The 26,317-nt window shown below is 53.6% G+C and carries 30 protein-coding genes; 21 read left to right on the forward strand and 9 right to left on the reverse strand.

Annotated features, from left to right (window positions below):
* Positions 1-80: 80 nt before the first annotated feature.
* Positions 81-2,264 carry an esterase-like activity of phytase family protein gene (locus GOV45_RS03615; RefSeq protein WP_170474324.1) on the reverse strand — a complete coding sequence of 728 codons (2,184 nt, stop codon included), beginning with the start codon at positions 2,262-2,264 and terminating at the stop codon, positions 81-83.
* Between the two features lie 271 nt (positions 2,265-2,535).
* Between GOV45_RS03615 and GOV45_RS03620 the strand changes: the two genes are divergently transcribed.
* The 6 genes from GOV45_RS03620 (at position 2,536) to GOV45_RS03645 (ending at position 9,585) form a co-directional block, all read left to right on the forward strand.
* Positions 2,536-3,615, forward strand: coding sequence for a hypothetical protein (locus GOV45_RS03620; protein ID WP_170474327.1), 1,080 nt, complete (start codon positions 2,536-2,538; stop codon positions 3,613-3,615).
* Positions 3,616-3,885: 270 nt separating this feature from the next.
* Positions 3,886-5,004, forward strand: a complete 1,119-nt coding sequence (locus GOV45_RS03625; RefSeq protein ID WP_170474330.1) for a hypothetical protein — start codon at positions 3,886-3,888, stop codon at positions 5,002-5,004.
* Between the two features lie 22 nt (positions 5,005-5,026).
* On the forward strand, positions 5,027-6,958 hold the full coding sequence (locus GOV45_RS03630) for an AAA family ATPase (RefSeq protein WP_170474332.1): 1,932 nt from the start codon (positions 5,027-5,029) through the stop codon (positions 6,956-6,958).
* A gap of 366 nt (positions 6,959-7,324) precedes the next feature.
* Complete coding sequence (locus GOV45_RS03635) at positions 7,325-8,662, forward strand: DUF6638 family protein (protein ID WP_170474335.1); 1,338 nt, start codon at positions 7,325-7,327, stop codon at positions 8,660-8,662.
* 1 nt (position 8,663) lies between these two features.
* Entirely contained in the window at positions 8,664-8,930 is a 267-nt protein-coding gene (locus GOV45_RS03640) for a hypothetical protein (RefSeq protein WP_170474338.1), read from the forward strand.
* Between the two features lie 10 nt (positions 8,931-8,940).
* Entirely contained in the window at positions 8,941-9,585 is a 645-nt protein-coding gene (locus GOV45_RS03645) for a DUF1523 family protein (protein ID WP_170474341.1), read from the forward strand.
* A 46-nt stretch (positions 9,586-9,631) separates the two neighbouring features.
* Here GOV45_RS03645 and GOV45_RS03650 read toward each other — a convergent pair whose 3' ends face one another.
* The 4 genes from GOV45_RS03650 to GOV45_RS03665 all read right to left on the reverse strand — a co-directional run bounded on the left by GOV45_RS03650 (position 9,632) and on the right by GOV45_RS03665 (position 12,732).
* Positions 9,632-10,489 carry a flagellar basal body P-ring protein FlgI gene (locus tag GOV45_RS03650; RefSeq protein ID WP_254447889.1) on the reverse strand — a complete coding sequence of 286 codons (858 nt, stop codon included), beginning with the start codon at positions 10,487-10,489 and terminating at the stop codon, positions 9,632-9,634.
* A 279-nt stretch (positions 10,490-10,768) separates the two neighbouring features.
* A complete protein-coding gene (locus GOV45_RS03655) occupies positions 10,769-11,197 on the reverse strand; it encodes an Lrp/AsnC family transcriptional regulator (protein WP_170474344.1) in 429 nt (142 codons plus the stop codon).
* A gap of 35 nt (positions 11,198-11,232) precedes the next feature.
* Positions 11,233-12,465 carry an MFS transporter gene (locus GOV45_RS03660; RefSeq protein WP_170474347.1) on the reverse strand — a complete coding sequence of 411 codons (1,233 nt, stop codon included), beginning with the start codon at positions 12,463-12,465 and terminating at the stop codon, positions 11,233-11,235.
* A gap of 3 nt (positions 12,466-12,468) precedes the next feature.
* On the reverse strand, positions 12,469-12,732 hold the full coding sequence (locus tag GOV45_RS03665; RefSeq protein ID WP_170474349.1) for a metal-sensing transcriptional repressor: 264 nt from the start codon (positions 12,730-12,732) through the stop codon (positions 12,469-12,471).
* A gap of 133 nt (positions 12,733-12,865) precedes the next feature.
* On the opposite strand from GOV45_RS03665, the gene GOV45_RS03670 reads away from it, so the two are divergent.
* The 7 genes from GOV45_RS03670 (at position 12,866) to GOV45_RS03700 (ending at position 17,642) form a co-directional block, all read left to right on the forward strand.
* Positions 12,866-13,480, forward strand: a complete 615-nt coding sequence (locus tag GOV45_RS03670) for a ribonuclease D (protein WP_170474352.1) — start codon at positions 12,866-12,868, stop codon at positions 13,478-13,480.
* On the forward strand, positions 13,477-14,439 hold the full coding sequence (locus tag GOV45_RS03675; protein WP_170474355.1) for a KpsF/GutQ family sugar-phosphate isomerase: 963 nt from the start codon (positions 13,477-13,479) through the stop codon (positions 14,437-14,439). The genes GOV45_RS03670 and GOV45_RS03675 overlap by 4 nt, the downstream gene beginning before the upstream one ends.
* 11 nt (positions 14,440-14,450) lie before the next feature.
* Complete coding sequence (lptC, locus tag GOV45_RS03680) at positions 14,451-15,050, forward strand: LPS export ABC transporter periplasmic protein LptC (protein WP_170474358.1); 600 nt, start codon at positions 14,451-14,453, stop codon at positions 15,048-15,050.
* 45 nt (positions 15,051-15,095) lie between these two features.
* Positions 15,096-15,545, forward strand: coding sequence for an LptA/OstA family protein (locus GOV45_RS03685; RefSeq protein WP_170474361.1), 450 nt, complete (start codon positions 15,096-15,098; stop codon positions 15,543-15,545).
* A complete protein-coding gene (gene lptB, locus GOV45_RS03690; RefSeq protein ID WP_170474363.1) occupies positions 15,545-16,303 on the forward strand; it encodes an LPS export ABC transporter ATP-binding protein in 759 nt (252 codons plus the stop codon). The genes GOV45_RS03685 and lptB overlap by 1 nt, the downstream gene beginning before the upstream one ends.
* Before the next feature lie 252 nt (positions 16,304-16,555).
* Positions 16,556-17,119, forward strand: coding sequence for a ribosome hibernation-promoting factor, HPF/YfiA family (gene hpf / locus GOV45_RS03695; protein WP_170474366.1), 564 nt, complete (start codon positions 16,556-16,558; stop codon positions 17,117-17,119).
* Between the two features lie 58 nt (positions 17,120-17,177).
* Entirely contained in the window at positions 17,178-17,642 is a 465-nt protein-coding gene (locus tag GOV45_RS03700) for a PTS sugar transporter subunit IIA (protein ID WP_170474369.1), read from the forward strand.
* A gap of 97 nt (positions 17,643-17,739) precedes the next feature.
* Here GOV45_RS03700 and GOV45_RS03705 read toward each other — a convergent pair whose 3' ends face one another.
* Positions 17,740-18,255: a CAP domain-containing protein gene (locus GOV45_RS03705; RefSeq protein WP_254442627.1), complete on the reverse strand. Its 516-nt coding sequence runs from the start codon at positions 18,253-18,255 to the stop codon at positions 17,740-17,742.
* A gap of 169 nt (positions 18,256-18,424) precedes the next feature.
* On the opposite strand from GOV45_RS03705, the gene GOV45_RS03710 reads away from it, so the two are divergent.
* Positions 18,425-19,024 carry a L,D-transpeptidase gene (locus tag GOV45_RS03710; protein WP_170474375.1) on the forward strand — a complete coding sequence of 200 codons (600 nt, stop codon included), beginning with the start codon at positions 18,425-18,427 and terminating at the stop codon, positions 19,022-19,024.
* 140 nt (positions 19,025-19,164) lie between these two features.
* Complete coding sequence (locus GOV45_RS03715) at positions 19,165-19,347, forward strand: hypothetical protein (RefSeq protein WP_010442520.1); 183 nt, start codon at positions 19,165-19,167, stop codon at positions 19,345-19,347.
* A 56-nt stretch (positions 19,348-19,403) separates the two neighbouring features.
* Here GOV45_RS03715 and hemH read toward each other — a convergent pair whose 3' ends face one another.
* Together hemH and GOV45_RS03725 are read right to left on the reverse strand one after the other, a co-directional pair.
* Positions 19,404-20,453, reverse strand: a complete 1,050-nt coding sequence (gene hemH / locus GOV45_RS03720) for a ferrochelatase (RefSeq protein ID WP_170474378.1) — start codon at positions 20,451-20,453, stop codon at positions 19,404-19,406.
* 55 nt (positions 20,454-20,508) lie between these two features.
* On the reverse strand, positions 20,509-21,339 hold the full coding sequence (locus GOV45_RS03725; RefSeq protein WP_170474381.1) for a methyltransferase domain-containing protein: 831 nt from the start codon (positions 21,337-21,339) through the stop codon (positions 20,509-20,511).
* Between GOV45_RS03725 and GOV45_RS03730 the strand changes: the two genes are divergently transcribed.
* From GOV45_RS03730 to GOV45_RS03745, 4 genes are read left to right on the forward strand one after another with little or no spacing between them, the layout of a single operon-like run.
* The gene (locus GOV45_RS03730) at positions 21,338-22,084 is read left to right on the forward strand and encodes a ComF family protein (RefSeq protein WP_170474384.1); all 747 of its coding nucleotides are present in this window, start codon (positions 21,338-21,340) and stop codon (positions 22,082-22,084) included. The genes GOV45_RS03725 and GOV45_RS03730 overlap by 2 nt on opposite strands.
* A 37-nt stretch (positions 22,085-22,121) precedes the next feature.
* Positions 22,122-22,379 carry a glutaredoxin 3 gene (gene grxC, locus GOV45_RS03735; protein ID WP_170474387.1) on the forward strand — a complete coding sequence of 86 codons (258 nt, stop codon included), beginning with the start codon at positions 22,122-22,124 and terminating at the stop codon, positions 22,377-22,379.
* Complete coding sequence (locus GOV45_RS03740) at positions 22,379-23,209, forward strand: carbon-nitrogen hydrolase family protein (protein ID WP_170475372.1); 831 nt, start codon at positions 22,379-22,381, stop codon at positions 23,207-23,209. The genes grxC and GOV45_RS03740 overlap by 1 nt, the downstream gene beginning before the upstream one ends.
* 14 nt (positions 23,210-23,223) lie before the next feature.
* Positions 23,224-23,664, forward strand: a complete 441-nt coding sequence (locus tag GOV45_RS03745) for a MarR family winged helix-turn-helix transcriptional regulator (protein ID WP_170474390.1) — start codon at positions 23,224-23,226, stop codon at positions 23,662-23,664.
* Positions 23,665-23,666: 2 nt separating this feature from the next.
* On the opposite strand, the gene ubiG is transcribed toward GOV45_RS03745, so the two are convergent.
* On the reverse strand, positions 23,667-24,413 hold the full coding sequence (gene ubiG / locus GOV45_RS03750) for a bifunctional 2-polyprenyl-6-hydroxyphenol methylase/3-demethylubiquinol 3-O-methyltransferase UbiG (protein ID WP_170474393.1): 747 nt from the start codon (positions 24,411-24,413) through the stop codon (positions 23,667-23,669).
* A gap of 48 nt (positions 24,414-24,461) precedes the next feature.
* On the opposite strand from ubiG, the gene pip reads away from it, so the two are divergent.
* Positions 24,462-25,439, forward strand: coding sequence for a prolyl aminopeptidase (gene pip, locus GOV45_RS03755; RefSeq protein WP_170474396.1), 978 nt, complete (start codon positions 24,462-24,464; stop codon positions 25,437-25,439).
* Positions 25,436-26,257, forward strand: a complete 822-nt coding sequence (locus tag GOV45_RS03760; protein ID WP_170474398.1) for an ABC transporter substrate-binding protein — start codon at positions 25,436-25,438, stop codon at positions 26,255-26,257. Before pip ends, GOV45_RS03760 begins: the two co-directional genes overlap by 4 nt.
* Positions 26,258-26,317 lie beyond the last annotated feature (60 nt).

Consider the following 26,317-nt stretch of genomic DNA (forward strand, 5'->3'; position numbering starts at 1 on the left):
CCAAATGTTTTTTGCGTTAAGTAGCGGTGCAAAAAGCCCCGCGTAAATGAACGCGGGGCCTTGTCATGGGTTTGGGATATTCAGTTTCCAGCCGTCACGGCCCCGATTGACCAGAACATCGTTTCGCCCGATGCATCGTCGACACCGTCATTATCGGTCATAACGAACGCCTCGCCCGAGGGTAGTATGGCCAGACCTTCGATCTTGTCCAAAACGTACCCTCCGGTCGAAGTCAGATCCGGCAACAGGTCGCGGACTTCTTGTTTGCTGACTACGGGCAGCTCACCACCCAGTGGGGCAGGGGTCATATCAGCAAGCGGGATACGATAGACTTTCTTGGTAACTGCCCGATGGTCATGCTGGTTGTCGCGTTCAATTACGTAAACATGGTCACCGTGTGCAACGATTTCGGAAAGGCCGACCCAGCCCTTTTCTGGTTCGGCCTTAGGATAGTGCACAGCGCCCCATTCCTTGCTGTCCAGATTATAGGCCACAAGTTTCACATGGTTTTCAGGATCGTCTTTCCACTCTCGCTGAACGGCCATCCATAGGGTGTCACCTACCTTGGTGATGCCTTCGAAACCAAAGCGCTTTTCAACAGCCATCAGTTCGGGCGGCAAGCCTATTTCACCCTTTCGGTCTTTGATTTCGCCTTTTGATGACACGTGATAGATCGCGTGCGGGATAACTCGGTCGGTGCGGCCTTCGGATGCCACGTAAAAGCCACCCTCTCCGTCCAGAGTGATGCCTTCAAGGTCTAGTTTCTGAGCCGGGTTGCCGTCCTGACGATGGATGCGGATCACATCGACGATACGGGCCGGTGTCTGGCTCGGGTCAATCTTGAAGATCGACGGTTGGAAGCCATAAAAGCTGTCATTGACCGCATAGATCATGCCGTCCTCATCGGCGACCAGACCGGATAGAGCACCCCATCCGATCAACTCGTCCGTACCTTCTGACGTCAGATGCGGATAAGATGCGGGGGCGTCTTGATATTCAAAGATCGAGACATGCGCGCGTGGGCCACCATCTTCGATAAGATCTTTTTCGTTGGCCGAAATCAGCAGGTTGCGTTCGGGGATTGCGACATAGCCTTCCGGACCCACTCCCGAAGGCAACAATTGCTTCAGAACCGGATTGGCCGGGTCGGTTGCATCATATACTCCGACGACCGAAGCGCGCTCGGCCCCAACGAAGATCATTGGCATGCCGCCAAAGGTCGCAGCGGTCACGCTTTCAGGTTCAACACCCTTACTGTCCGAGCGCTTGTCCGGATAATGACCGATCTGGATGATGGCCTTTTCGAATTCGGTGCCGTTTTCGTAAACAACGGTGCCGTCCTTGTTGAAAATGGTCCAACCGCGAGAACCACCTTCGTAGTCACCTTCATTGGCGGTTGCGAAGTGATCGTCGTCGATCCATTTGACCGCGTCAGGCTCACGCAGGCGACCCGGCTGGCTTTCAGTGAAGATCAGCGCGCCGCGCTCATCGGTCGCGTCAATGCCTTCAAGGTCCACGCTGCCTGCCGAGAAATGGCTGACCACGTTGCCGTTCTTGCCGACAACCGCGATGTGGTTGTTTTCCTGCAAGGTGACGACGGTTTCACCAAGATTATTGATGTCGACGAACTCGGGCTCGGGGTCGCTCGGTGCGACCTCGGCAAGACCTGTCAAATCTGCAATTTTCATTCCGGCACAATCCAGCGCACCGTCAATTACCGGGACCAGAGCCAGGTTGCCGGCAGGCAACTGTGGAATCACGCCATCGTTCAGGTCCTCGTCGCGCTCATTTTCGATCGCAATGGCCACAAAACTCCCATCGGGAGCAATTGCGACGCTGTCGGGTTGACCGCCCAGGTCACATGCACCGGTTTCAGTTTTTTCGGCGATATCGACCGAGATCAGCTTACCAGACGGCGCCACGTAGCTTTCCGAGGTGTTCACACCCACAAAGCCTGTACCGCCAATGATGCCAACTGACGTGGGCTCGCCGCCAACTTCCATGCTGCCTAAAGGGGCTGGGTTGGCCGGGTCGGTGATGTCTACCATACCGATCACACCAAGCGGGCTGTCAGTATAAACCAGCGTCATACCATCAGCGGTTGCCGCTATGATCTCAGGTGACGTTTCGCGGTCAGTGTCGGCACCTTCGGCCATGTTCTTGACCACAGGGAAGGATGCAATTCGATTGAAGTTCATCTCGGCCCAGGCCTGACCTGTGGTCAGGGCCAGGGCAGATGTCAGGCAGACAAAGCGCAATAGCATAGGTGGGATCCTCTCTCACTTGGACGCAAGTGGGATGAACGGGGTTTATTGCGGGCTTGTGACGGTTTTGAATCAGTTTGATGACAAGATTGGCAAGCGGGTCTAATCACCGAACCGAACGCGGGCAAAAATCTCGCGCTAGAGTTGTCCCATCTATCTTTTCTTTCCGGAATTTGCCAATCTTTGCGGGAATTTAGCATCCAAGGGGATGTAAAAACGTGTAACATTGCCTATCTTATTGGATGAATAAGAAAAAATAGGGATAGAACAGATGTCGAACGATCAATTCGAAGCGTTGATTCAGGAAACACAGCAGAAGGTACGCGAAAGCCAATCGCAGATTGAAGGATTGACCTCACGTATCGAAGCTGCGCGCGCCAAGATTGGTACTGCCGAGGCAGACATCGACATCGAAAATGCTACGCTGGAAGATGTTCATGCCCACACAGAGGTGATGAATGCCAATATCGCCGAGCTGATTATGGGTTTGGATGACGTCACCAATGCTTTCTCGAAGGATTTCGACGAAATGCGCTCGAAGACAGGATGGGAGTCTTTTGTCGGAGTTTTCTCGAAGGGAAAATCTGACTCGATGCGACAAGAGCGTATGCGCACTGCCAACATCGACGACAAGTTGCAAGACCTGATCGCCAAATCAGACGTGATTGTAAAGCTGCTGGAAGGGCAGTTGGCCGTTTTGGAAGAGCAACGTGTGAAGGTCGAGGGAAATCTGACTGGCACTCTGGACGACCGGGAAGCAACGGTGGCAGAGCTAGAAGCGCTGCGCGCTGAGATTCAGGGCATGGATCCGACGATTATCACGCTGGAAAACAAGATCAGCGTCGAACAGGACGCCGCCGCGCGCACCCAATTGGAAACCGAATTGGCCGAGTTGAACACACAATACAACGCCAAGGTTCAGGAAGAACAGGTCAAACTGGCCAAATCTCAGACGCTCGAACGGTATATCGAAAAAGGCAAGACCTGGGTTGATTCGCTACAGAACCAGGCGGCAACGCAGATGGTTCTGATCAACAAACTGCAGACAGATACCCAGCAGCGTGTGGTGCTCTACGACGCGCTTAGCAAATCTTTAAAAACGGCACAGCAACAGGACGTGGCCCACCGCATCAACGAGATCGGCGTGCAGACCGACCAAGAAGCGCAAACCGCCATGGCCGCCATCGGCACCGCAACCAACCAGAAGATGGCTGACATGTTGGAAGCGCATGAGGACCACATGGTCTTTGCCCGCGACGTGCTGGAGAAAAAGGCCAAGGCAGATGAACGGTTCGCTCGGCGCTTTGCCTCGATTGTCGAGAAGCATGATAAGAATTTGTATGGCGGATGAGGTGGTTCAACCGAAAAGACCGTAAGTTGCTTGGGATTGGCCTCTTTCTCGTGATTTGGCCGATCCCGATATATGGCCTCACTCTTTTTTTCGACAGAATGAATGCGGAAGGTGGAGTATATAAACTGTTAGGTTTCCTAGCCGTTTACATTGGGCCTGGGAGCATAATCTTCGGGCTGATCATTTTCGGATTGTATCTAGTCTCGGAAGTTTTTCTTTTGCCTTGGCGGCTTCATCAATGCCGCACAAACGGGTGTAATAAATCTGCCAATGACTAACCCCACCCAAGACCATGTCGGCCTGACCGACACCTTCGCCTCGCGCCGCTATTTCCGCAAATTCGAGGTGATCACCGTCCACCTCCTGCGCGTGGCCGCGACGATGGAGGCTGAGGGCGCGATCAGCAAGCAAGAGGTGCGGATCGTGTCGCGTTACCTTTCGGGGCTGCTCTACACCTTCCGCGCGCTCAGCATGAAGTACCTGCTGGTCGGGCGCGATACGGGCCGTTTCTTTGGCAGCCTCGCCATGGACAAACGCGACAGTGGGTTTCCGGTGGCGGCCGAGTTGTTGACCATGGCCAACGACGCGCAACAGGCAAAAGTCCATCTGGAAAACATGCCCTCGGAAGATGATCTGAAAACCGACATGGTGCGCGCAATCATCGGCGATCAGGAAATCCCTACCAAACTGCAATTCGCACTGTCCCAAAGGCTCTATTACGAGGAATTACTGAAAGGGCAGCTATTCTGGGCGCGAAACGATCCCGAGTGCCATTGGATCGAGCAGATGGGCGACCGCAGGCGTTTCTTGATCCATTGGGCTGTATATGACGGCCAGATCAATCTGCCAGTAATCTATCTTATGCTTCTTGAAGACAGTGGCAAAATTGCCTTACCCAAGGATCAACGCCGCTGGCCCGAGGTGCAGGCGCATTTGATGGCGCAATCGCTTGGCGGGTTAAAGTTAGTGACTATCGCAAAGGGTTTCGATCAGGACTTCGATAACCTGCACCCTAAACATCTGCGTCGAATTCACGTGGGGCCCATGTATTCGTCGGCCTATACCGAGCAATCCGGCCCTTTGCGGCAAGTCCTGGAAGACGCGCAAGCACCCGAGGGACAAGACTGGGCATTGGCCTGGACCACTGAAGAACTGGAAAGCGAAGAGGTTATCGAGGAACGAGCAGGATGGTTTTCGTCAGTCGAACGCGAGGTTTTCGCGTTGGACCCCTTTGGCGGACAGGGCGCCGAAACGGGGGCCACCCGAACCCAGAGATCGATCATACTGCCCCAACGCCCATTCCAGGTATTGGCAGAGCTAAACCCGCCGGGTTTTGGCGATGTACGCAAATTCGTTGTCAGCTTAACCGGGCAGGTATTGAGATATTGAATGCAGCAGAGGCGACTGTAAAATGAGCTTGACGTCAGATCAGATGGAATTGCGCGAAGCCGATATTCGCAAACACTATCCGGCGGCAACCGCCTTGCTAAACGGGTTCGAACACGCGCCGCGTATTGCAAAAGCGGTTGATGTCACGACTGAGCGGTCTCCGGGAGTTTCCAGCGGGCGAAGGTTCCGGTCAACAACGCCGGGGTTGGTGACGCGCCGCACGGTGCGTGCGGACGGGGTGCATTTGGCCGACCGGATCGAGGAGTCGGATGACGGTGATGGGCTCGTTTCACCACCTCAGGCGACGACACAGCAGGCGATACGGCGCAGCATCGCAACAGCTCTGGCAGTGGCAGAGGCATATGCAGAGCAAACTCCGCTGGCAGACCTGAAACGCGCAAATCTGGCTGGGGATCTTCCTGCCGCCCGCAAGACCGAGTTTTCCGAGCTTTTAACAGCGGAGGCTCTGATTACGTCCCATGTATTTGGTAACGCTCTGGCATACCTGATGTCCTCGCATCTGGGTGAAACCACGGTCGACATTGGCGAGATCGAAGAAATCCTGACCGACAATGGTCAACTTGCCTTGCACGGCGCATTGTGGGAGCTGGACCAGACACTTGCGAAATACGCCGCAGACGACGCGCACCTGATCGCCGCAACCAGCGCCTACGCCGAGCAGCTTATGGACAAGGCCGCGTTGCGCGCGCAATCGGCAGGTCATCTAGCCCCGTTCCAGAATGCCGCTTGGCACATCGAAGCCGATGATCTGACGATCCGAGGGTTTGAACCGTCTTCTAAAGCCAAGTCCACTACCCTGACCATGACGTTCAAAAAACCGAACGAGGTGGTAGGCAATCATATCGCCAAATATCAGGCGATGAAGCTGTCCAAAATGCTGATGGCCTATGACTTTGACCGACGTCTGAACCCGTTTGCCGAGCTTGGCGGTTTCATCTTTACCTTCATGGGCGACGGCAAACCGGGCACTGGGAAGACCACTCTGATCCAGATGATGGCAGGGCTGATCAACGAGTACTGTCAGAACGCTGGCTATCCGTTTCGCTATCAGAACCTTAGTACAGACAATATCGACAGCTATCAGGGCAAATCCGGTCAGAACGCCAAGGCCTTCATTAACACGATCGTCGACCCATCGGTCATCGGCTTTGGCACCATCGACGACATCGACCAGCTGGCAGGCAAACGCGGCGATAGGCAGTCCAGCGCCGGGCAATTGGAAATTACAGCCGTGCTGATGGAGAGCTTTGCAGGCGCCAACACCGTTGTGCGCGGCAACTGTACCTTTGGCATGTTCTCGAACTACCCTGAAAATGTGGATGACGCCCTGCGCCAGCGGGCAGGCGCGCGGTTTCTGGTGGACGGGCCGCAAACGCGAGAGGATTACATCGACATTCTACACCTGCTGATGGGTCGCAACCACGACATTCCGCTGGGCGAGCACGAAGCCTATGCCGCGCAGGAAATCAAAAAGGCCGTCGCTGCCAGTTTCGAAAGCCATTCCCGCCCGCATGAGGACGCTTTGCTGCAGGTCTATGACCGGGTTTCGGCTCAGATTGGCCAGATGGACACGATCGCCAAACTGGGCACCTACCTCAAGGCGATCCAACAGGCGGATGAACGCTTTACCGGCCGCGCGATCAAGAACATCACCGACGCGGTCAAAGTCCGGGCGATGGATTTCGAACTGCCCGACGAATGGATGGAAAACCCCGACCTATTCCTGTTCCGCGACTACGACGCCAAGAAAGCCATGATTGAGGACCTGCGCCAGCCGATCACGGTCGAGATGGTGATGCAAGAGATCAACCGCTACGCCGACAGCGAATTCCGCTATGCCGACAAAAGCGACGAGGTCGCCATCGAGAACGCAGTGCGTGAGATGGGCCGGATGGAAGAGGCCAAGCGGCGGTATCTGGAGGGGAAGGGGTGAGTATTTTACTGTTAGTAATTGTCGTTGCGATATTTGCCTTCATCCCAGCGGTTTCAATGACCGTAACGATTTGTGGTTGGAATGGGTTATCGCTTGAGAACTTTCATGTTATCCGCACATGTTCTGTAACTGACCCGCCAAGCGAAGTGTTCTTTAGCTTTTTGACAATTGGGGGCATTTTGGGTGCGACCATAGTATTACTATACTGCTTTTGGCGTAGAGTTTCGAGATGACGAACTCCATATTCCATAAGTCAATACTCATAGCGCAGTCGCGACGCCACATACCTGCCCACCAGTGCGCGCACGATCCACATCCGTCCTCGGGTCGGGTGACTCGCTACTGTTTCGCGGGATGGAAAGTGTTATGATTCGTCTCATCGAAAAAGGCCTGATGTTCGGCAACCTCGTCCACATCTCCAGCCCGGCTCTGGTCGAGCGGTATAACCGCGCGTTACAGCATCTGGCGGGCAAGACCACGGCGCTGACGGATTTCCATGTTGATATCTCGGGTTTTTCACCGGAGGTGGGGATTGAGTTGAAGGACGAGCTCTACCTCAACCCCAACGGGGTCAACCGGCAGTTCATCCTGCTGACGACCGAGCAGAAACGTGCGCCGCTGCTGAACGTCAAATTCTCAACCTCACGCGATGTCCTGCGTGAGTTCATTGAAATGAACGAGGCGCAGCTGTTCGCTCTGACCGCCACCGATGCGGTGGCCGGAGAGTTGGTGAACTCGGTCATAAAACTGACAACCCCGCGCGATTTGCTGAACATTCGCAAGATCGAGATTGAGGCTGACACCGTCGGTGGCAAACTGCGCAAAGCCGAGCAACTGGCGGGCATGGTCGAACGGTTCAAAACCGAAGAGGATGCTTGGTTCGACGACGTGTTGATCGCCAAGATGATCGAAACGGCCAAGGAAACAGGCGATGTGACTCGCAACCCGGTCCGCCTGCGCCACACGGCGTTTGAACAGCGTAACTTCTGGACGGCGCATTTCGGCGGGCTTTATCTGTTCCCGGATCTGGATCACCCTGCTGCGATCTGCATAGGTGAAAAACCCGACGATCTGCCGATCAAGTATATTTTTGACCCCACGCAACGGAACCAAATTGCCAAGTTCCTAGGCTACAATGAACTGGTTGAAACAATCGTCGAAGCGCGCGGTGTGGATTCATCTGCGATCCTGCAACAAAAGATGGACTTTCTGACCGTCAACGCCGCAGCGAATGCTGGCGTTGATTTAACAGGTTTGGACCGTGGCGACATGCGGCGGCTGGCTCGCAATCACGCCGATCGTTTGCCCGAGGCGTATCATGGCCTCGCCCAACTGCTGCGCTGGGCGAAAGATGGCGGACCGTGGCCTCGTATCACGTCGGATCATCCAGCATATTTCTACACCCTGCGTGCCGCAAACACGCCAAACCGTGATCTGGTTAACATGTTGCTGGCCGAGCTTGCGCCGTTGGATCCGCGCCAGATGTTCATCTGCCACAAAGAGTTGTTCTATGGCACCTATTCCAAATGGCCCGAGAGCAAAAAGGCCTTTGTTGCCGACTTCCTTGCACGTGAGTATCAGGTAGATAAAGCGGGAGCCCGAGCGGCACTGTTCGGGCACGAGCCGGACATGAGCGGTGAAGATCGCGTTGATGACACTGTTATCGCCCGCGTCGGTCCCTGGGGCGCGTTGAGAAAGGATTGAGATGTTCGGAGCGATGCGTTTGTTTCTGATCCTGCTGGTTATTCAGACGATTGCATATTTTGCGCTGTCGCTGTACTCGCGCGGTGTCCGCAGACGCAAGCTTGAAACTTGGTGGGATGAAAAGGGCAAAACCGGCAACAAGGATGCCTTTATCGAGCGCGGATTGCATGTCTATGACAATTCGTTCCGCCGAAAATTGATTCTTGGCGTCTATATCGTGCCGTGGTTAGCAATTGGCGCCTTAATCTACATTGTGAATTATATGTGAGGGTTACTGCATGGCCTATGTGAAGTGGGCAATCATTATTGTTTTTTGGGGTACGGTCGCCGTTATCCTGCAATACTCCCTGCCACAACACGATGTCGTTCGGATCGTTAATACTTATGAAGAGCGTCAAGACCTGAATGATTGGACCCGAATTTTTTGGTCAGAACCCGAGGATCAATCGACCAGCCTTTCCAATCGAGACGTTCAGTTTATCCAAGCGGTGCGTGCGAATGGAAAGCCAATCGTGTATCGAAACGAAGACACGGGATGGGGATGGCCACCATATTTCAAGTTCGACACTGCCAACCTATACACAGAGGCTAATGACGCTAAATCCACAAAGGATAATCCGGATTGGGTTGTCGTAACCCACTATGGCTGGCGTAATGAGTTTATGTCGATCTTTCCCAACGCGATTTTCATAAAACACGTCGAAGGCCCCGATGTACGCGTTATTCCCTGGTTTAACATTGTCTTTCTAATCATTTTTGCCGCATTTATATGGGCGATTTGGGTTCGCTGGCGCCGATTTCGGCAGGCACGGATTGACCCAATGCTGGAAAGCGTTGAGGATGGTTTTTACGCCGCTGGAGACGCGATTGAGGAAAAACGAGGCCGTTTCCGCAGGTGGCTGGATTCATGGAAATCTAAGTGATCACTTGTGGGTGAGAATAAGGGTAATTGCATTTCTGCGTTGCGCCTTACCTCACGACAAATTCGGCATGTAAGGCACCTGCAGCCTTTATTGTTTTCAGTATGTCTATCATGTCCCGTGGTGAGACACCCAGCGCGTTTAGTCCTGAAACAACCTCAGAAAGTGTGGCAGCTTCGGGAATCTCGGCAAGGCCAGTACCCTCTTCTTCCTCGATTTCGGCAACGGTTCTTGGTACAACAACGGTTTCGCCACGCGCAAACGGGTTGGGCTGAACTGCGACGGGCGTCTCTTCGACTGTTAAAGTCAGGTTGCCCTGAGAAACGGCAACACGTGAAATTCTGACATCGCGCCCCATGACAATGGTGCCTGAACGTTGATCCACAACAACGCGTGCCTTGGCTTCTGGCTGAACCAATATGTTCTCGATGCGCCCAATGGCATGCGCGGTTGAGATCGATTGCGTCGCTGCAATGTCTATCTCGACAGTCCCGGAGTCGCGCATGATCGCGATTGCGCGATTGAATTCCGCATTGATGGCTGTTTCGATGCGCCCGGCCGTGGTGAAATCAGGTTCCCGCAAAGCTAGTCGCATTTGAGTAAGGGCAGAAAGTTCAAAGTCAATTTCGCGTTCTACCCGTGCGCCAGACGGAACCACGCCCGAGGTCGGTACGCCACGTACGACGGATGCCGCCTCGCCTTCGGCTACCGCTCCGCCCGCGAGTACAGTGCCTTGAGCCACCGCGTAAATCTGACCATCCGCTGCGTTCAAGGGAGTCATGATCAATGTACCGCCCAACAAGCTTTTGCTGTCGCCAATCGCTGAAACGGTGATATCAATTTGGCTTCCAACTCGGGAAAACGGTGGCAGGCTCCGTTGCAAACCAATAACCTCGTCCCTCCACATTGACGGTCCATGGCCAAGGTTCTAACCGCCCGTTTTTTGCGCGGCCGGTTTCGACTCGAGAAATCGCCTTCAGGACATCCAATGGCACGCCCTCAAGGCGCGAAGCGCGTCGTGCTGCTCGATCGCACTGTCCCACGGGGTCAGGTATGGCGTCCGCGACTTGAATAGACGCGAGAAAAATAAACAGCGCGAGTAAAAACTTGGGCATTCTGCCTTTCCGCGATTCCGAAATCACGTCCAAGCTAGCAACTGATCTATTTACATTGTGTTATCGTAGCTTCAGTTTCGATCGATACGGCGACCAAATACCACGCTGGTATTGGTTCTCAGAACCCCGGGGATTTTTGCCAGTTCGTCCACGAGGATATCGAGATCTTCTATCCTTGGAGCCTCGGCAGACAGCAGCAGATCAAACTCACCATTTATAGACAAGCAAAGTTTTACCTCTGGATAAGCCTCGAGCCTTTTAATGATGCGCGAGGTCTCTTTCTGCTGAACTTCAAGCATGACGATGACCTGAACTCTTGGAGTGTCGTCCGAATCGCGAAGAATAACCGAGTAACCTGCGATCACACCGCGTTCCTGCATGCGGTTAATACGTTCGTGCACCGTTGTCCGGGCGACGCCGAGTGTAGCGGCAATGCGCGTGGTTGAATCCCGGGCATTGTGTTGCAGGGCGGCGATGATACGGCGGTCAAGTTGATCCATGTTAGCTTAGGTGTAGTGCAGAAGAACCCACAGGCTCAAGGGTCGTCAGCGCGTAAATGCGCTGCCGCTTCGCCCGACTCCGATGGCCATAACAAAAAGGCGAAGATCAGCCCCATAACGGAAGCCACGGTCATCCACGCCAGGGCAGACGTTGCACCGTTTGCCGTCATCAGCCATCCAGCCAACGGGTACAAAACTAACCAACACGCATGCGACAAGGTGAATTGTGCGGCGAATAGGGCCGGTCGATCCTCGGGTATAGCGGAGCGTGTCAGAAGGCGCCCCGACGGTGTCAGGGTTGCTGAATATCCAAACCCCACACAGGCCCATAAAAACGTTAGCAACGTAAGCGACAGCGGAATTGTTGCTGACAGAACAGCCGAGACAGCCATCGCCATGGTGCCTATCAGAGCACCGGTTAGCATAACGCTTCGATCCATAAATCGAGTCAGCAAGGAAGGAAGCGCGAACGCGGCCAGCATCGAACCTCCTCCAAATCCAGCGAGTGCGATGGCTACGTCCCTGTCACCAAGGCCAAGATCAGCTCGGATTATGACGACGGTATTGACAATTACCATCGAGCTGAGTGCTGCCGCGTTCCAGTTCAACGCTAGCAGACCTCGCAAACGCTGGGTTCGCAGATAAAGCAAAATGCCTCGGGTGGTTCTGTCATAGATTCCCCTCCGTTCCACAGGCTTGGGTGAAGGCAGGACAACGGAAATAACCAAAAGCGCAGATGCGAAAAATCCCAGGCTGGTCCCCCAGAACAAACTTTCAAAACTGACAACCATTAACAGGATAGCGGCCAGCATTGGGCTAAGCAGGCTTTCCATGTCCATTGCCAGCCGGGACAAGGACAGGGCTTTGGTATAATCACTCTCGTCCGTTAAAACGTCGGGAATCGTAGCTTGAAATGCGGGTGTGAAACCTGCCGAAGCTGATTGCAGTAAAAAGATAAGGACGTAGACCTGCCATACTTCTGTGACAAATGGCAAACCGATTGCGACCGCAGCACGCAAAAGATCCAGCGCAATGAGCATCTTGCGTCGGTCTGCCTGCTGAGCGAATGCAGCCGCCAATGGTGCGATTACTACATAGGCAACCATCTTGATTGTTAGGGCAGTGCCTAACACTAATCCGGCTTGATCACCGGCCAGATCGTAAGCCAGTAGACCCAGCGCCACAGTTGCCAGTCCAGTTCCTGTAAGCGCCACGATCTGGGCGCCGAACAGATGCCGGTAGACACGGTTTCGAAACACACTCAGCATGGATCAAAGGTACTTTGTGATCGTCTTGAAATCTTCTGTATTTGAGTTTCCGTTATTGAATTCAGTCGACAGGCAGTGGTCGATATGGTCGTGAATCAAAATGCGTTTTGCGTTGGTAATAGCTTTTTCTACCGCAAACAGCTGTTGAGCGATATCCACGCAGGGCTCTTGCCCTTCTAGCATCGCGATGACCTTTGACAGGTGACCGTTCGCCCGTTTCAGACGCGCTGTAATCTCAGGGTGGGATTGGTGTACATGATCAGGCATTTTATATCCCTATCCCCCCCTATAGGATAGGGTCAACGGTTTACGTTTGCATTCGGAACAGTGTCGCCGATGGCGTTGAGTTTAGCCGCCAAACGCCCTATCTCGGGATCAACAAGGCACAAAGGAAAACTCCGTGGCGAACCACTTGTACAAAAACGACCTACCTGACGGTTTGGATTTGGGCCCGGTTGTGGCCATTGATTGCGAAACAATGGGTTTGAATCCCCATCGCGATCGGCTTTGCGTTATTCAGATGTCGGGCGGAGATGGCGATAGCCATATTATTCAAGTGGAAAAGGGTCAGACGTCGGCGCCCAACTTGTCTGCAATGCTCGAAGATCCAGATGTGTTGAAGCTATTCCACTTCGGTCGCTTCGACATTGCGGCCATGTACCACACTTTTGGTTCTCTGGCAGCGCCAGTTTATTGCACCAAGATCGCCAGCCGGCTTGTGCGCACATACACTGATCGGCATGGTTTGAAGAACTTGTGTCAGGAGCTTCTTGGTGTCGATATCTCGAAACAACAGCAAATGAGCGACTGGGGTGCAGAAACCCTGACTGATGCTCAGCTGGACTATGCCGCCTCGGACGTTTTGTACCTTCACCGTTTGCGTGATGAGTTGGACGTGCGGCTTGCTCGCGAAGAGCGATCGGAAATGGCCCAGGCCTGTTTTGAATTTCTGCCGATGCGTGCGAAGCTAGACCTCGCAGGTTGGCCCGAAACTGATATTTTTGCGCACTCATGACGGAAACGGAATCCTTTCTGATAACTGCACGGCAGGTCGTCACAGACGAGGCGCGCGCCCTGGATGTTCTTGCGGATGGTTTGGACGAGAATTTCGCTGAGGCAGTGCAGATGATCTTGAGCGCGACTGGCCGCATCATCGTAAGCGGTATCGGCAAGTCCGGACATATAGGGCATAAGATTGCGGCCACATTGGCGAGTACGGGCACGCCTGCGTATTTCGTGCATCCCGCCGAAGCCAGCCATGGTGATCTTGGGATGGTGTCGAAAGGCGACGTCGTGTTGGCCATTTCGAATTCCGGCGAAGCGCCCGAGCTGGTGAACCTGCTGACTTTTACGCGACGTTTCGGAATTCCACTGATCGGCTTGTCCAGCAAGCCGGAAAGCACGCTAATGAAACAGGCGGATGTGCAGCTATTAATCCCTTCTTTGGGTGAGGCTTGCGGATATGGCATGGTGCCTTCGATTTCGACTACATTGACTTTGGCCATGGGCGATGCGCTGGCCATCGCTTTGATGAAGTACCGCGATTTCCAGCCCGCGAATTTTCGCGACTTTCACCCTGGTGGAAAGTTAGGAGCGCAGCTGAGCAAAGTGCGAGATTTGATGCACGCGGACACGCCAATCGTTTCTGCAGGAACGCCTATGAGCGATGCTTTGATTGTCATGAGCCAAAAGAGTTTTGGTGTCGTAGGCGTAGTGGATGGCGAAGATCGTTTGTTGGGCATTGTCACCGACGGCGATTTGCGCCGTAACATGGATGGTCTATTGGAAAAAGATGTCGAAAAGGTCATGACGAGCAATCCATTGACTATCTCGCCGAATGCAATGGCAGAAGAGGCGGTCGCGATTATGAATGATCGCAAGATCACCTCGCTTTTCGTTGTGGACCCCGAGGAACACGGCCAGGCGCAGGGGCTATTGCACATCCACGATTGTTTGAGAGCCGGTCTGGGATGAGGAGGGCCGAGGTGGATCGCTACTCGCGTATGGTGCAGTTCTTCAAAGTTCTGCTTCCGCTGGTGGCGATATTTCTTTTGGCTACGGTTTTCTTGTTGTCTCGCAGCGTTGAAACCAACGTAACCGGACCATTCTCGAACGATGCGATTGACCAACGTTTGTCGGATCAGGTGGTCACATTGCCGGACTATAAGGGTGTTACCCGCAAGGGCGAACAAGTGCGGGTCGAGGCCCGCCGAGCTAGTCAGGGTCGGGAGGGTGATGACCCAAAAGCGACCGAGATCGAAGGAAAATATGACCTGAGAAACGGGCGCCAGATCACCATGGTATCCAACTCAGGAACAATCCGGCCCGACAAGGGTACGGCCACTTTTGTGGGTGATGTGGTGATTACAACTGCAGACGGGATTCAAGTTACTACTGACTTGTTGAACACATCTTTGGAAGAAATTCGGGGCGATACGCCTGGGCAGGTTGATGGTACGGGGCCAATCGGCGATTTTACTGCCGGACGTATGAAATTTGGAACGGAAAAAAGGAATGGGCCGGTTCATATTTTTTTTACAGACGGCGTGAAGCTGATATATGAACCCCAAAAAGCTGAAAGATAACCTGTGTTTGAATTACGTGTAGCCTTTGTTTCCTTTGTTTTAACGATGTGCGCCTTATCCGCGCCGGCGCAGGAGGCTCAGGTAGCGTTTGGATCAGCGAATGCGGATCCGACCTTGCCCGTCGAGGTCACGTCTGAGCTTCTGAACGTAAATCAGGAAGACGGATCAGCTGAATTCCTAGGCAATGTCATCGTGATCCAAGGCGAAATGCGACTAACCGCTGAACGCGTTCTGGTAATATACAACGAAGAAAAATCAGCTATTGAAAGGATGGAAGCCACCGAGAATGTCGTGTTGGTCAGCCCTCCGGATGCGGCAGAGGGGGATTGGGCGGAATACACCATAGACTCGGGTGTGATCGAAATGAAGGGCAATGTTCTGCTCACGCAGGGGCCAAGCGTCATTAGCGGTGACGAAATGATTGCCAACCTAACCACTGGTTTGGCCACGATGACCGGGCGGGTCAAAACAATTCTTCAGCCGAGCGGAAACTAATGAACAATCCAGTACTTTCTATTGCTGCAGGATCTTCAGGTCTAAGAATTGAAAAGCTGCGAAAGTCTTATCGAAAGAAGACGGTGATCCGCGACGTTTCCATGACCCTTGACCGATCAGAGGTAGTGGCGTTGTTGGGGCCGAACGGCTCTGGTAAAACAACGACTTTTTATTCAGTGGCCGGGCTGGTTTTCCCCGAAGCAGGTACAGTCACGATTGATGGGCAGATTGTAACCACCTTGCCAATGTACCGGCGTGCCCGTTTGGGAATCGGATACTTGCCTCAAGAAATGTCGATCTTTCGCGGGATGAGCGTCGAAGACAACATTTCTGCCGTGTTGGACATTACTGTTGATCACGCGCATCGCCGAAAGGAACGATTGGAAGAACTGCTCGCTGATTTTTCAATCGAGCACTTGCGTCGCGCGCCTGCATTGGCACTGTCGGGCGGAGAACGCCGCCGGGTGGAAATCGCGCGGTGCCTGGCGGCGAACCCGAAATATCTGTTGCTGGACGAGCCTTTTGCCGGGGTCGATCCCATAAGCGTCGGGGATATCCGTCATCTTGTTGCTGATCTGAAAAAACGCGGCATCGGTGTGTTGATCACTGACCATAACGTACGGGAAACATTGGAAATCGTGGATCGCGCCTACATCTTGCATGACGGGCAGGTTTTGATGTCGGGCACGCCGGACGAAGTGGTGGAAAACGAAAACGTGCGGCGTGTGTATTTGGGTGAAAACTTCCGTATTTCATGAGCTTGCGTGTTTTGGTGTCGGGAACCCAAAGGAAATCGCGTATATACACGCCTGTTTTGATTGACTCTTCCGCCGTCTCTTGCCTCAATTGGTGTATGGCATTTCATCGGTTCCAATTTGGATCTCGACCTCCCTTCGCGGAAGGGCCGGGGCGAAATAAACTGCAGAAATCGTCGTTACCCCCCACCCGATAACAACAAGCTCGTTGCGTAACGCAACGTCATAATGGGTGTGAATTGTGAAGGAGACCACATGCGTTACCAAATCAGCGGAAAACAGATCGACATTGGTGCGGCTCTGCAGACCCACGTGCAGACTGAACTGGGCGAGGTCGTTGGAAAATACGCCCAGCGGCCAACGGATGCCAACGTCGTCTTTTCCCGTTCAGCGCATGAATATGTGTGCGAATCTACTGTACATCTGTCCACTGGCCTGACGGCGCAAGCCAAAGCACATGCGACTGAGATTTATGCGGCGTTCGAGGCGTGCTGTGACAAGATGGAAACACAATTGCGTCGTTATAAACGTCGCCTAAAGGATCATCACAAGGATCGGTCCGAGCCGGTTGAACTCTTTGGCGCGTCCTCTTATATCCTCGCCTCTGACGAATCGGAGACGGCCGACGAACCGGAATCGCTGCAGCCAATGATCGTGGCTGAGATGGAAACTAAAATTCCATCGCTTAGTGTAGGTGAGGCCGTTATGCAGATGGAGCTTGCTGGCGCACCGGTGCTAGTGTTCCGCAATGAGAGCAAGGATGGATTAAATGTCGTGTATCGTCGGGACGACGGTAACATAGGCTGGATTGATCCATAACAGGCAAGGGTAACTGGGCGCCTTCTGCAAGGTCAGGAGGCCGTCATGGAGCATGATTATGGAGCTTTCGAGCATACTAAAGCCCGAAGCAGTACGTGTTTTATCGGCAGCTTCCAGCAAGAAGCGGCTTTTTCAAGAGATCGGAGATGTCGCGGCATCAACGATGGGTTTGGATTCGCAGTCGATTGTCGACAACCTGCTGGAGCGTGAAAGTCTGGGTCCAACCGGTGTCGGACATGGCGTTGCCCTGCCGCATGCGCGCCTATCCGATCTGGAAGCGGTAGCCGGAGTGTTTATTCTGCTGGAAAAACCACTCGATTTCGGATCCGTCGACAGACAGCCAGTAGATCTTGCGTTTTCGCTATTTGCACCGGAGGAAGCCGGCGTCGATCATTTAAAGGCACTTGCACTTGTTTCACGTACGCTCCGCGAATCGACAGTCTGCGCCAAACTGAGGTCTAACCCAGACCCGGTGAAGTTATACGCCATTCTGACCGAGGCGCAGTCTATGCAGGCTGCGTGATCTTCGGAAAGTTTAGCAAACGATGGTGCTTGTTATTTGAAACACTTGCGTCTGTTTCAATGGACTAAGAACCCAATTTTCAACTGACTTACCTGGGTCAGCCACCAGCGCCCATTTCCAATGTCCACCAGATTTTCCCGCCGCCTTCCTGGTGCCAGGCAAATCCCATCTGCGTTGCATTGGGGTCCATGATGACAGCCCTTGGGCCGGGCTCTTGCATCCACGCGGCCAGCGTTTCAGTTTCAGTTTCATAAGTCTCGGAGATAGCCTCGCCAAGGAATCTGCCGGAATACCCCGACCGAGCGGCGCGATCGATGGGTGATGATCCGTCAGAACCAAAGTGCCATGGGCGATTCTGTCGTGCCATATCCTTGGAATGGGTTGCCGCAGCAGCATTCAGACGAGAATTGAGCTGCACCGGCTGGAGGCCCTGCGCCTGACGCAAAGCATTGACCGAGTCCAGCATCCGGAATTGCAGCTTTTCCGGGTTGCCTCGAATCTTGTAAACCGTCGGTAATGGTCGCCCATCCGCCCCTATGGCGGTCGTGCGCGAAGTATCGCAAGCTGTCAGCGCGACAAGGCAAATCGAAAGAAAAATTAGAATACGCGTCATGTTGGGCCCAAATTTTGTGTCGATAAGGGAAATAGCCTGCATGAAGCCCTGGGGCAAATGCGCATTGGTGTTAACCCGCATGATTCTGCCGGTTTGATTTGCGACTGAAGCATTCTAGCAATAGAATACATTAGTTTTTTGAGATTCTCTTAGAGAAGGACCGCCCATCATGGTCAAGAAGAACATTTTACAGCCGACGCGCCGCGGTTTCATGGCCGGTGCAATGGTCAGCCTCGCATCGCCTGCAGTCGCTCAATATATCCCGGGTGACCCGCTGCGACCTGCGCCGGAACCGGAACCGGAGGTTCGGCGCAACGTGTCGGGCTTTCGTGCGCTGGACTGGCGACCTTATTTCTCGAATACCAGAAATGGTGCGATTTTGGTCGATACAGTGTCTAGAGCGTTGCATTACTGGTCTGATGATCAAACCGTATACAAACTTTACCCTTCTTCGGTGCCGCTAACCGAAGAATTGACCCGAAGGGGTCGAACAAGTGTGATCCGCAAGGTCGAAGGCCCTAGCTGGTCTCCGACGCCTTCGATGAAGAAGCGAAATCCGGAATGGCCCGATTATATCCCACCTGGGCCGGATAACCCTTTGGGAACGCACGCTTTGTACCTAAGCTGGAAGTATTATCGCATTCATGGAACCCATGACACGCGAAAAATCGGGCGTAGGTCTTCGAATGGCTGCATTGGATTGTTCAACGAGGACATCGCTGAGCTGTTCGGAATGGCCAGGGTTGGCACGCAAGTGTTGCTAATTTGACGACATTTTGGCGCACGAACTCTCTTGGATCGCAAGTTGCAATTGCATTCCCCATGCATTGCTGATTAATAAAATTCACGAGGTAAGTCTTGGATGCGCGATCCAGATCAATGGATTCGCGCAAATTCTGGAGGTTAATTATGAAGAAACTCGTTCTCGCTGCTGCACTGACTGCTGCCGCTTCGACCGCATATGCTGGCAACCTGGAAGAGCCGGTTGTTGAAGCACCTGTAGTTGTCGAAGAAACTCAGGGTTCGTCGCAGGGCATCATCCTGCCGTTGATCCTGCTGGTTGTTGTAGCCGCGGCTGTCGCAGCAAGCTAAGTCGACGAGACACTACCAATTAAAGAGGCGGTGGACTGGTCCACCGCCTTTTTTTGTTACTCCAGCCATCCAAGCAGGTTGTCCTGAATAATTTTTCCCAAAGCTGTAATGTGCGATTCGTCGTCGTTGAGGCAGGGAATATAGGTGAAACTTTCACCGCCAGCCTCTTCAAAGCTTTCTTTTATCTCTTCGTTAATCTCTTCCAGCGTTTCGATGCAATCCGCGGAAAATGCAGGTGCTATTACGGCGATGTTCTTTTTCCCTTGCCGCGCAAGATCGGCAACGTGGTCAACTGTGTAGGGTTTCAACCACTCCTCGGGTCCGAATCGCGATTGGAAAGTCGAAATAATCTGATCATCGTTCCAACCAAGGCGCTCTTTCAAAAGTCTTGAGGTTTTTACGCATTGACAGTGATAGGGGTCACCCTGTTTTAGATACCGTTCCGGCATTCCGTGGTAAGAGCAGACCAATATGTCTGGCTTATCTTCCATCAATGCGTAAGCGCGTTCAACCGAACCAGCCAGAGCGTCAATATAAGCGGGTTCACTGAAATAAGCGGGAACGGTTCGGCTGGCAGGTTGCCAGGTCTCCTCCATCAGGGCGCGGAAAAACTGATCGTTGGCCGTCGCCGTCGTTGCACCGGCGTATTGCGGATAAAGAGGAAAAAACAGGATCCGGTCGCAACCTTCTGCCACCATATGCCGGACTTTAGATTTGGTGGCCGGATTTCCGTATCGCATGCAGAAATCAACCAGCACCTTATCACCGTATCGCTCATGCATGGCTTTTTGCAATTTGGCGGTCTGGTCTTTGGTGATCGTCATCAACGGACTTTCACCTTTGTCGTGGTTCCAGATCGATTTATACGCCTCACCAGAACTAAACGGGCGTTTTGTCAGGATGATGCCTTGCAGAATTGGCTGCCATTTCCATGGTGGATAGTCGATCACACGTCGATCTGACAGAAACTCGTTCAGATAGCGCCGCATCGGCCAATAAGTGTAATCGTCCGGTGTACCAAGATTTGCCAATAATATTCCCACACGGCCCATTTTGACTTTTGGGTGATCCGCTGGTGCGTGCGCGGGGCGAATGGCATCAAACATTTTGGACTTCCTGATTTTCCTGTTCTGACCTCAGATAACGGGAAATGCTCGCTCGTCAATCAGGCAGTTTACGTTCATCTGTGCGTAGGGCATGAGCCAGCCGCGTCTGGGCCGACCCCGGACGGAGCGGTTTGGGCTGGCTGTCATCTGGTGACCAGCCGGTCAGGCAAATCAATTCGAATGTAGCTGTCAGGCGCCCAGAAGGAGATGTGAAATTCTCCGAATAAATGGCCTGTGCCGCGTTGAACAGCCCTCGACGGGTAAGTGTTCTTCGACGCGCTGAAAGTGCATTCGTTTCTCCCATGGATCGAAGATCATGCATCAGATGCCACAGATCGCGGTATTCCACACTCAGCGGCACGGAGTCTGCTACCGGCAGCGCAAATCCGGCTCTCTGCAGCAAACCTCCTAAATCACGCAGTTCGCCCATAGGAGCGACGCGTGGGCTTAGCCCGCCGGTTATTTCGATCTCAGCTTGACCCAATGCGGCGCGTAATTCGGTCAGGGTATCGCCGCCCAAACAGATTGCCAGCAGCAATCCGTCTGGGCGCAACGCCCGGTGGCATTGGATTAATTGACCGACTGGATCGTTGGCCCAGTGTAGAGCCATGGCGTGGATCACTAGGTCATTCGAAGCCGGAGACAGTTCCAGTACGTCATCGTCCAAAACAACGTCGGCCTCCGGAAACCTTTCGGTCCAGACTTTTGGGAACGGGCTGACAATTATGGGAGACGTAAATGTCTTGTTAACCAACTTCAGGCGATCATGTACTTCATCGGCCGCTGCGCGATGCAGAAACAGATCCTCGATGCGCGCCCGGGCGCGGTGAAGGTCAAGGATCTTACGATCAAAAAGTGAGGGTGCGTTGGAGGCAGGTAACTTCATGAGCCGCACGTATCGCATTCGTCAACGGATTCAAACTGCTGTTGAGCTAATCTATCCACCGCGTTGCATGGGTTGCGGCGACCTGACGGAATCAGATTTCGGCCTTTGCGGTAAATGCTGGAGGGAAACACCGTTTATCAGCGGGACTGTTTGTGAGAGCTGCGGGATACCGATGCCCGGTGCAAAAGACGGTTATCGTATTGAATGTGACGATTGCCTGAAATCACGGCGTCCGTGGAAGGACGGACGCGCCGCCCTGATTTATCAGGGAAAGGCCCGGTCCTTAATTCTCGCTTTGAAACACGGAGATCGCCCAGAACTGGCACGACCCGCTGCGCATTGGATGTGCCAGGCCGGGCGCGAGCTTTTTTATGGAAACATGCTCCTAGCGCCTGTCCCGTTGCATTGGACGCGACTGTTGAAACGTAGATACAATCAATCCGCTTTGCTGGCTCAGCAGTTGGCGCGGGAAACCGGAATGGACTTGTGTCCGGATCTGTTGGTGCGGACAAAAAGAACACCGATTTTGGATGGAAAGACGGCCACAGAGCGCGTCCAAGTCATGTCAGGATCGGTCTCTGTCAATCGGCGTTGGGTGGAACGGGTTCAAAGGCGAAAAGTGCTTTTAGTTGATGATGTGATGACTTCCGGCTCGACCCTTTCGGCCTGCGCGAATGCCTGTCTTTCAGCAGGGGCCAATAATATTTTCGTGCTGGTGCTGGCGCGCGTTGCCAAGGATGCCTAATTCGCGCAAGAATGTGCGAAATCCAAAGGTATAGAATATGAAGCTGGTTGAAATATACACCTCTCCGTTGTGCGGTTATTGCCACGCGGCCAAACGACTGCTGAATCAAAAGGGCGTCGAGTTCACAGAAGTCGATGTGCTGCTGCATCCAAAGCGTAAGCCCGAAATGGTGGAACGTGCAGGTGGCAAACGAACGGTACCGCAGATTTTTATTGGCTCGACGCACGTCGGTGGTTGCGATGACTTGTACGAGCTTGAGCGTCAGGGCAAGCTGGACCATTTGCTTGCTGCATGATGAAAACTGCACTGCTGCAAATCACTTCGTCTGACGATCCGGCCGAAAACTTGGAAATGGTTCGGTCGATGATGAGCGATGCCGCCGGCATGGGCGCACAGTTCATTCTGACGCCAGAGGTCACAAATTGCGTTTCGACCAGTGCGACGCGTCAAGTTGAGGTTTTGCAGCATGAGGCAGATGACATTTCTTTGGCGGGTCTGCGTAGTGAGGCTGCGAAGTTGGGGGTTTGGCTACTGATTGGGTCTCTTGCCATTAAGACGCAGGACAAGGACGGACGTTTTGCAAATCGGTCGTTCTTGATCGATCCGCAAGGGCAGATAGTGGCCCGATATGACAAGATCCACATGTTCGACGTGCAAGTTTCAGACGCCGAAATTTTTCGGGAGTCCAAGAATTACAGGCCCGGCCGCAAGGCAGTGGTCGCAGAGACAGAGTTTGGAAAAATCGGCCTGACGATCTGCTACGATATTCGTTTTGCGCATCTCTATGCAGCACTCGCTCAGGCGGGTGCGCGTATTCTGACAGTTCCGTCAGCATTCTCTCCGGTGACCGGCGCGGCACATTGGGAATCGTTGTTACGCGCCCGAGCTATTGAAAACGGCTGCTGGGTACTTGCACCTGCGCAAACGGGTGAACACCCGAAAACCCGGGGAAAGACGCGCCACACTCATGGTCACAGCATGGTTGTTTCCCCTTGGGGAGAGGTGCTGATCGACGCAGGGACTGATCCGGGCATTCACATTTTCAATTTGGATGATAGTTCTGTGACAGAGGCGCGCCGTCGTGTGCCCTCGCTTTCACATTGCCGTCCTTTCGACGGACCTTGATCCAGAACCGGACCATGACTGAAGATACAAACGCCCTGGCGGTCACTTTGTTCAGCGAGATTCTGACCGCAGATCAATTATTGCGGAACCGGCTGAGCCGTGTACTGCCAAAAGGTATGGAGATTTCTCACTTTTCGGTCCTGAACCATTTGGTCTTCGCTGGGGACGAGCGCAGTCCGGCACAATTGGCCAATACGTTTCACGTAACACGCGGCGCAATGACCAATACTTTGGCCAAGCTGGAATGGGCAGGTTACATTCACATCCGGCCTGACTGGGACGATGCGCGTAGAAAAATGGTAGCGATCAGCCCAGCAGGTCGTCGTGCGAGGGATCAAGCGATTTCGTCGATAGCTCCGCTGATCAACCAAGTGGTCGAAGAGTTGGGTCATGAACGCGTGCGCGCAACACTTCCTGTCCTTCGCGACTTGAGAATGCAGTTGGAAGGTGAATAGCCTCAGCCGGGCTTTACGCTTGCCGTTACGTAATTCACGCTCAGGTCGCGGTGGGATATGGACCAGCTCCATCGAATTGGGTTGAACACAAATCCCTTGCGATCCACCGGGTTCAATCCGGCGTTTCTCAGCAGCTCGAACAGTTCGTCCGGTGTGATGAACTTATTCCACTCATGCGTACCGCGAGGTAGCCAACGCATTACCACTTCGGCTCCAAAGATGGCCATCGCGTAAGATTTCGGATTGCGGTTGATGGTCGAGCAAATTTCCAATCCACCGGGTTTCAAAAGTTGTTGCGTTGCCGTCAGAAAACTCAGCGGGTCCGCTACGTGTTCGACAACTTCCATATTCAGAACAATGTCAAATTGTTCGCCTGCTGCTGCCATCGATTCGGCAGTGGCGTGGCGATAATCGATCGAAAGTCCGGATTTTTCGGCGTGAATGCGTGCGACAGGCAGGTTGCCTTCGGCCGCATCCGCACCTACGACTTCAGCGCCAAGACGTGCCATGGGTTCACTTAGCAAACCGCCACCACACCCAATGTCAAGCAGGCGCAAACCTTTAAAAGGGGACAAAGTCGTCAAATCACGATCAAATTCTCCCGCGATCTGCTGTGTGATATAATCCAACCGACAAGGGTTGAGCATGTGCAGCGGTTTGAATTTTCCGTGCGGGTCCCACCATTCGGCGGCCATAGCCTCGAATTTTGCGATCTCTGACGGGTCCACTGTGTTCGGATGCGCTTGCATTCCTGTCTCCGTATGCTCTTTTACGCTTAGGGACTATATAGGCCAATAATGGACAAGTACTCGGACCAAAAGCGCGCAGTTCAATATTTGTACCCGCCGATCGATCCGTTCGATCAGCGAATGGTGGATATGGGCGATGGGCACCGGATATATGTCGAGCAATCAGGCAATCCGGACGGTATACCTGTTGTTGTTCTGCACGGTGGGCCAGGCGGCGGTTGCAGCCCCGCGATGCGGCGATATTTCGATCCGCAGGCATATCGTGTGATTTTGTTCGATCAGCGAGGGTGCGGACGATCCCGCCCCACCGCGTCGGTACAAAACAACACGACCTGGCATCTTGTCGCCGACATAGAGCGATTGCGGAAGTTGTTCGAGATCGAGAAGTGGATAGCCTTCGGCGGCAGTTGGGGCGCCACTCTTGCACTCGCATATGCGCAAACCCATCCGGGCCGTGTCAGCTGCTTGGTGCTTAGGGGAGTCTTTATGATGACTCAAGCCGAGTTGGATTGGTTCTATGGCGGTGGAGCGGGTAAGTTCTGGCCCGAACAATGGGCCAAATTCACATCTCTGCTGCCGGAATCGGAACAGTCCGATGCTATTAGGGCTTACAACAAACGCCTGTTCTCAGGCGATCGCGCGACAGAGATTCTGTATGCCCGGGCTTGGTCTCATTGGGAAAACGCACTTGCATCAATTCACACCAACGGGTCGGTCGGGGAAAGCCCCGGAGAATACGCGCGGACCTTTGCCAGACTCGAGAACCATTATTTCATCAACGGCGGTTTCATGGAGTTTGATGGTCAAATCCTAAAGAACATGGACCGGATTGCTCATATCCCGGGCCATATAGTTCAGGGCCGTTATGATATGATCTGTCCACCCAAAGCCGCCTGGAAGCTTTCCGAACGGTGGCCGAACGCCGAGTTGAGAATGGTGCGAAATGCAGGTCACGCCCTTTCAGAGCCGGGCATCAGTGCTGAACTGATCCGAATCATGGATCGCTTGGCGGAGGAGGATGCATGACCCGGATCGATCGCCGAGCGTTGTTTGCATCCGGTGCAGCGGCCGCCTTGCTGGCTGCCACAGGTGCGTCACTTGCGGATATTCCGAAAAAGGGCGGAACCTTGCGTGTGGCAGTGCCCCGCGATGACAGTCTGGAGCAGGTTGCGCGCGGTGCTGTGTTTGACACGCTGACTGAAGTCGCCCCCGATGGTACCCTGCGAGGAGAACTGACGACTAGTTGGGAAACTGACTTCGAGGCGCGGCTTTGGAGTTTTCAGCTTCGCGACGACGTCTTGTTTCACGACGGCGCACCTCTGGATATCCAAGATGTTTTAGTGGTGTTAAGTGAGGTTGGGAAAGTCGAGGCTTTGTCGTCCAATAGCTTGCGGCTTGAGCTTGTTGAGCCCAATCCAGGCTTACCGTTTCTTCTAGCCGATAGCCGCTTTGTCATCACCCGTGGCGGTCAAAGTGTGTCGCCACTGCATGAGGCTAACGGTACCGGTTGTTACAGCGTGGAACGAGCCGAAGACATGCGCCATTTCCTTGGACGTAGGGTTGCGGGGCACTACAAAGACAATTTAGCAGGATGGGCTGAAACGATTGAGGTTATAGTAATCCCCGACGCTCAAGTTCGCGCAGAGGCATTGCGCGACGGTTATGTGGACGTCGCGGCCTTTCCAGACCCCAATGATTTGCGCGGTGTAAGCGGCTTACGGTATTTTCCGTCAAAGGCGGACTCGGCGCTTGCTGTTGCGCCCAACGTAGGTGTGCCACGTCGAGTAGGGGAAGGCCGAGCGCTGGACGACGGCCGCTTGGCTGAAAGATGGTGGTTGGCCTAAAACCTAAGCCCTGAAAATTTGACAAGAAGGTACGTATCACTAACCTGATCAGGTAAGCGG

This window comes from Ruegeria arenilitoris (genome assembly GCF_013035425.1).
Taxonomy (GTDB): Bacteria; Pseudomonadota; Alphaproteobacteria; order Rhodobacterales; family Rhodobacteraceae; genus Ruegeria; species Ruegeria arenilitoris_A.

Bases quoted from the DNA above. Each gene is read 5' to 3' on its own strand.
- GOV45_RS03620 (WP_170474327.1), top strand. From the start codon at position 2,536: ATGTCGAACGATCAATTCGAAGCGTTGATTCAGGAAACACAGCAGAAG.
- lptB (WP_170474363.1), top strand. From the start codon at position 15,545: ATGAACAATCCAGTACTTTCTATTGCTGCAGGATCTTCAGGTCTAAGA.
- GOV45_RS03715 (WP_010442520.1), top strand. From the start codon at position 19,165: ATGAAGAAACTCGTTCTCGCTGCTGCACTGACTGCTGCCGCTTCGACC.
- GOV45_RS03675 (WP_170474355.1), top strand. From the start codon at position 13,477: ATGACGGAAACGGAATCCTTTCTGATAACTGCACGGCAGGTCGTCACA.
- hpf (WP_170474366.1), top strand. From the start codon at position 16,556: ATGCGTTACCAAATCAGCGGAAAACAGATCGACATTGGTGCGGCTCTG.
- GOV45_RS03730 (WP_170474384.1), top strand. From the start codon at position 21,338: ATGAGCCGCACGTATCGCATTCGTCAACGGATTCAAACTGCTGTTGAG.
- grxC (WP_170474387.1), top strand. From the start codon at position 22,122: ATGAAGCTGGTTGAAATATACACCTCTCCGTTGTGCGGTTATTGCCAC.
- GOV45_RS03710 (WP_170474375.1), top strand. From the start codon at position 18,425: ATGGTCAAGAAGAACATTTTACAGCCGACGCGCCGCGGTTTCATGGCC.
- GOV45_RS03725 (WP_170474381.1), bottom strand. From the start codon at position 21,339: ATGAAGTTACCTGCCTCCAACGCACCCTCACTTTTTGATCGTAAGATC.
- ubiG (WP_170474393.1), bottom strand. From the start codon at position 24,413: ATGCAAGCGCATCCGAACACAGTGGACCCGTCAGAGATCGCAAAATTC.
- GOV45_RS03760 (WP_170474398.1), top strand. From the start codon at position 25,436: ATGACCCGGATCGATCGCCGAGCGTTGTTTGCATCCGGTGCAGCGGCC.
- GOV45_RS03630 (WP_170474332.1), top strand. From the start codon at position 5,027: ATGAGCTTGACGTCAGATCAGATGGAATTGCGCGAAGCCGATATTCGC.
- GOV45_RS03650 (WP_254447889.1), bottom strand. From the start codon at position 10,489: ATGTGGAGGGACGAGGTTATTGGTTTGCAACGGAGCCTGCCACCGTTT.
- GOV45_RS03665 (WP_170474349.1), bottom strand. From the start codon at position 12,732: ATGCCTGATCATGTACACCAATCCCACCCTGAGATTACAGCGCGTCTG.
- GOV45_RS03615 (WP_170474324.1), bottom strand. From the start codon at position 2,264: ATGCTATTGCGCTTTGTCTGCCTGACATCTGCCCTGGCCCTGACCACA.
- hemH (WP_170474378.1), bottom strand. From the start codon at position 20,453: ATGTTTGATGCCATTCGCCCCGCGCACGCACCAGCGGATCACCCAAAA.
- GOV45_RS03740 (WP_170475372.1), top strand. From the start codon at position 22,379: ATGAAAACTGCACTGCTGCAAATCACTTCGTCTGACGATCCGGCCGAA.
- GOV45_RS03700 (WP_170474369.1), top strand. From the start codon at position 17,178: ATGGAGCTTTCGAGCATACTAAAGCCCGAAGCAGTACGTGTTTTATCG.
- GOV45_RS03705 (WP_254442627.1), bottom strand. From the start codon at position 18,255: ATGACGCGTATTCTAATTTTTCTTTCGATTTGCCTTGTCGCGCTGACA.
- GOV45_RS03645 (WP_170474341.1), top strand. From the start codon at position 8,941: ATGGCCTATGTGAAGTGGGCAATCATTATTGTTTTTTGGGGTACGGTC.
- GOV45_RS03625 (WP_170474330.1), top strand. From the start codon at position 3,886: ATGACTAACCCCACCCAAGACCATGTCGGCCTGACCGACACCTTCGCC.
- GOV45_RS03685 (WP_170474361.1), top strand. From the start codon at position 15,096: ATGTGCGCCTTATCCGCGCCGGCGCAGGAGGCTCAGGTAGCGTTTGGA.
- GOV45_RS03655 (WP_170474344.1), bottom strand. From the start codon at position 11,197: ATGGATCAACTTGACCGCCGTATCATCGCCGCCCTGCAACACAATGCC.
- GOV45_RS03660 (WP_170474347.1), bottom strand. From the start codon at position 12,465: ATGCTGAGTGTGTTTCGAAACCGTGTCTACCGGCATCTGTTCGGCGCC.
- GOV45_RS03635 (WP_170474335.1), top strand. From the start codon at position 7,325: ATGATTCGTCTCATCGAAAAAGGCCTGATGTTCGGCAACCTCGTCCAC.
- GOV45_RS03745 (WP_170474390.1), top strand. From the start codon at position 23,224: ATGACTGAAGATACAAACGCCCTGGCGGTCACTTTGTTCAGCGAGATT.
- pip (WP_170474396.1), top strand. From the start codon at position 24,462: ATGGACAAGTACTCGGACCAAAAGCGCGCAGTTCAATATTTGTACCCG.
- GOV45_RS03640 (WP_170474338.1), top strand. From the start codon at position 8,664: ATGTTCGGAGCGATGCGTTTGTTTCTGATCCTGCTGGTTATTCAGACG.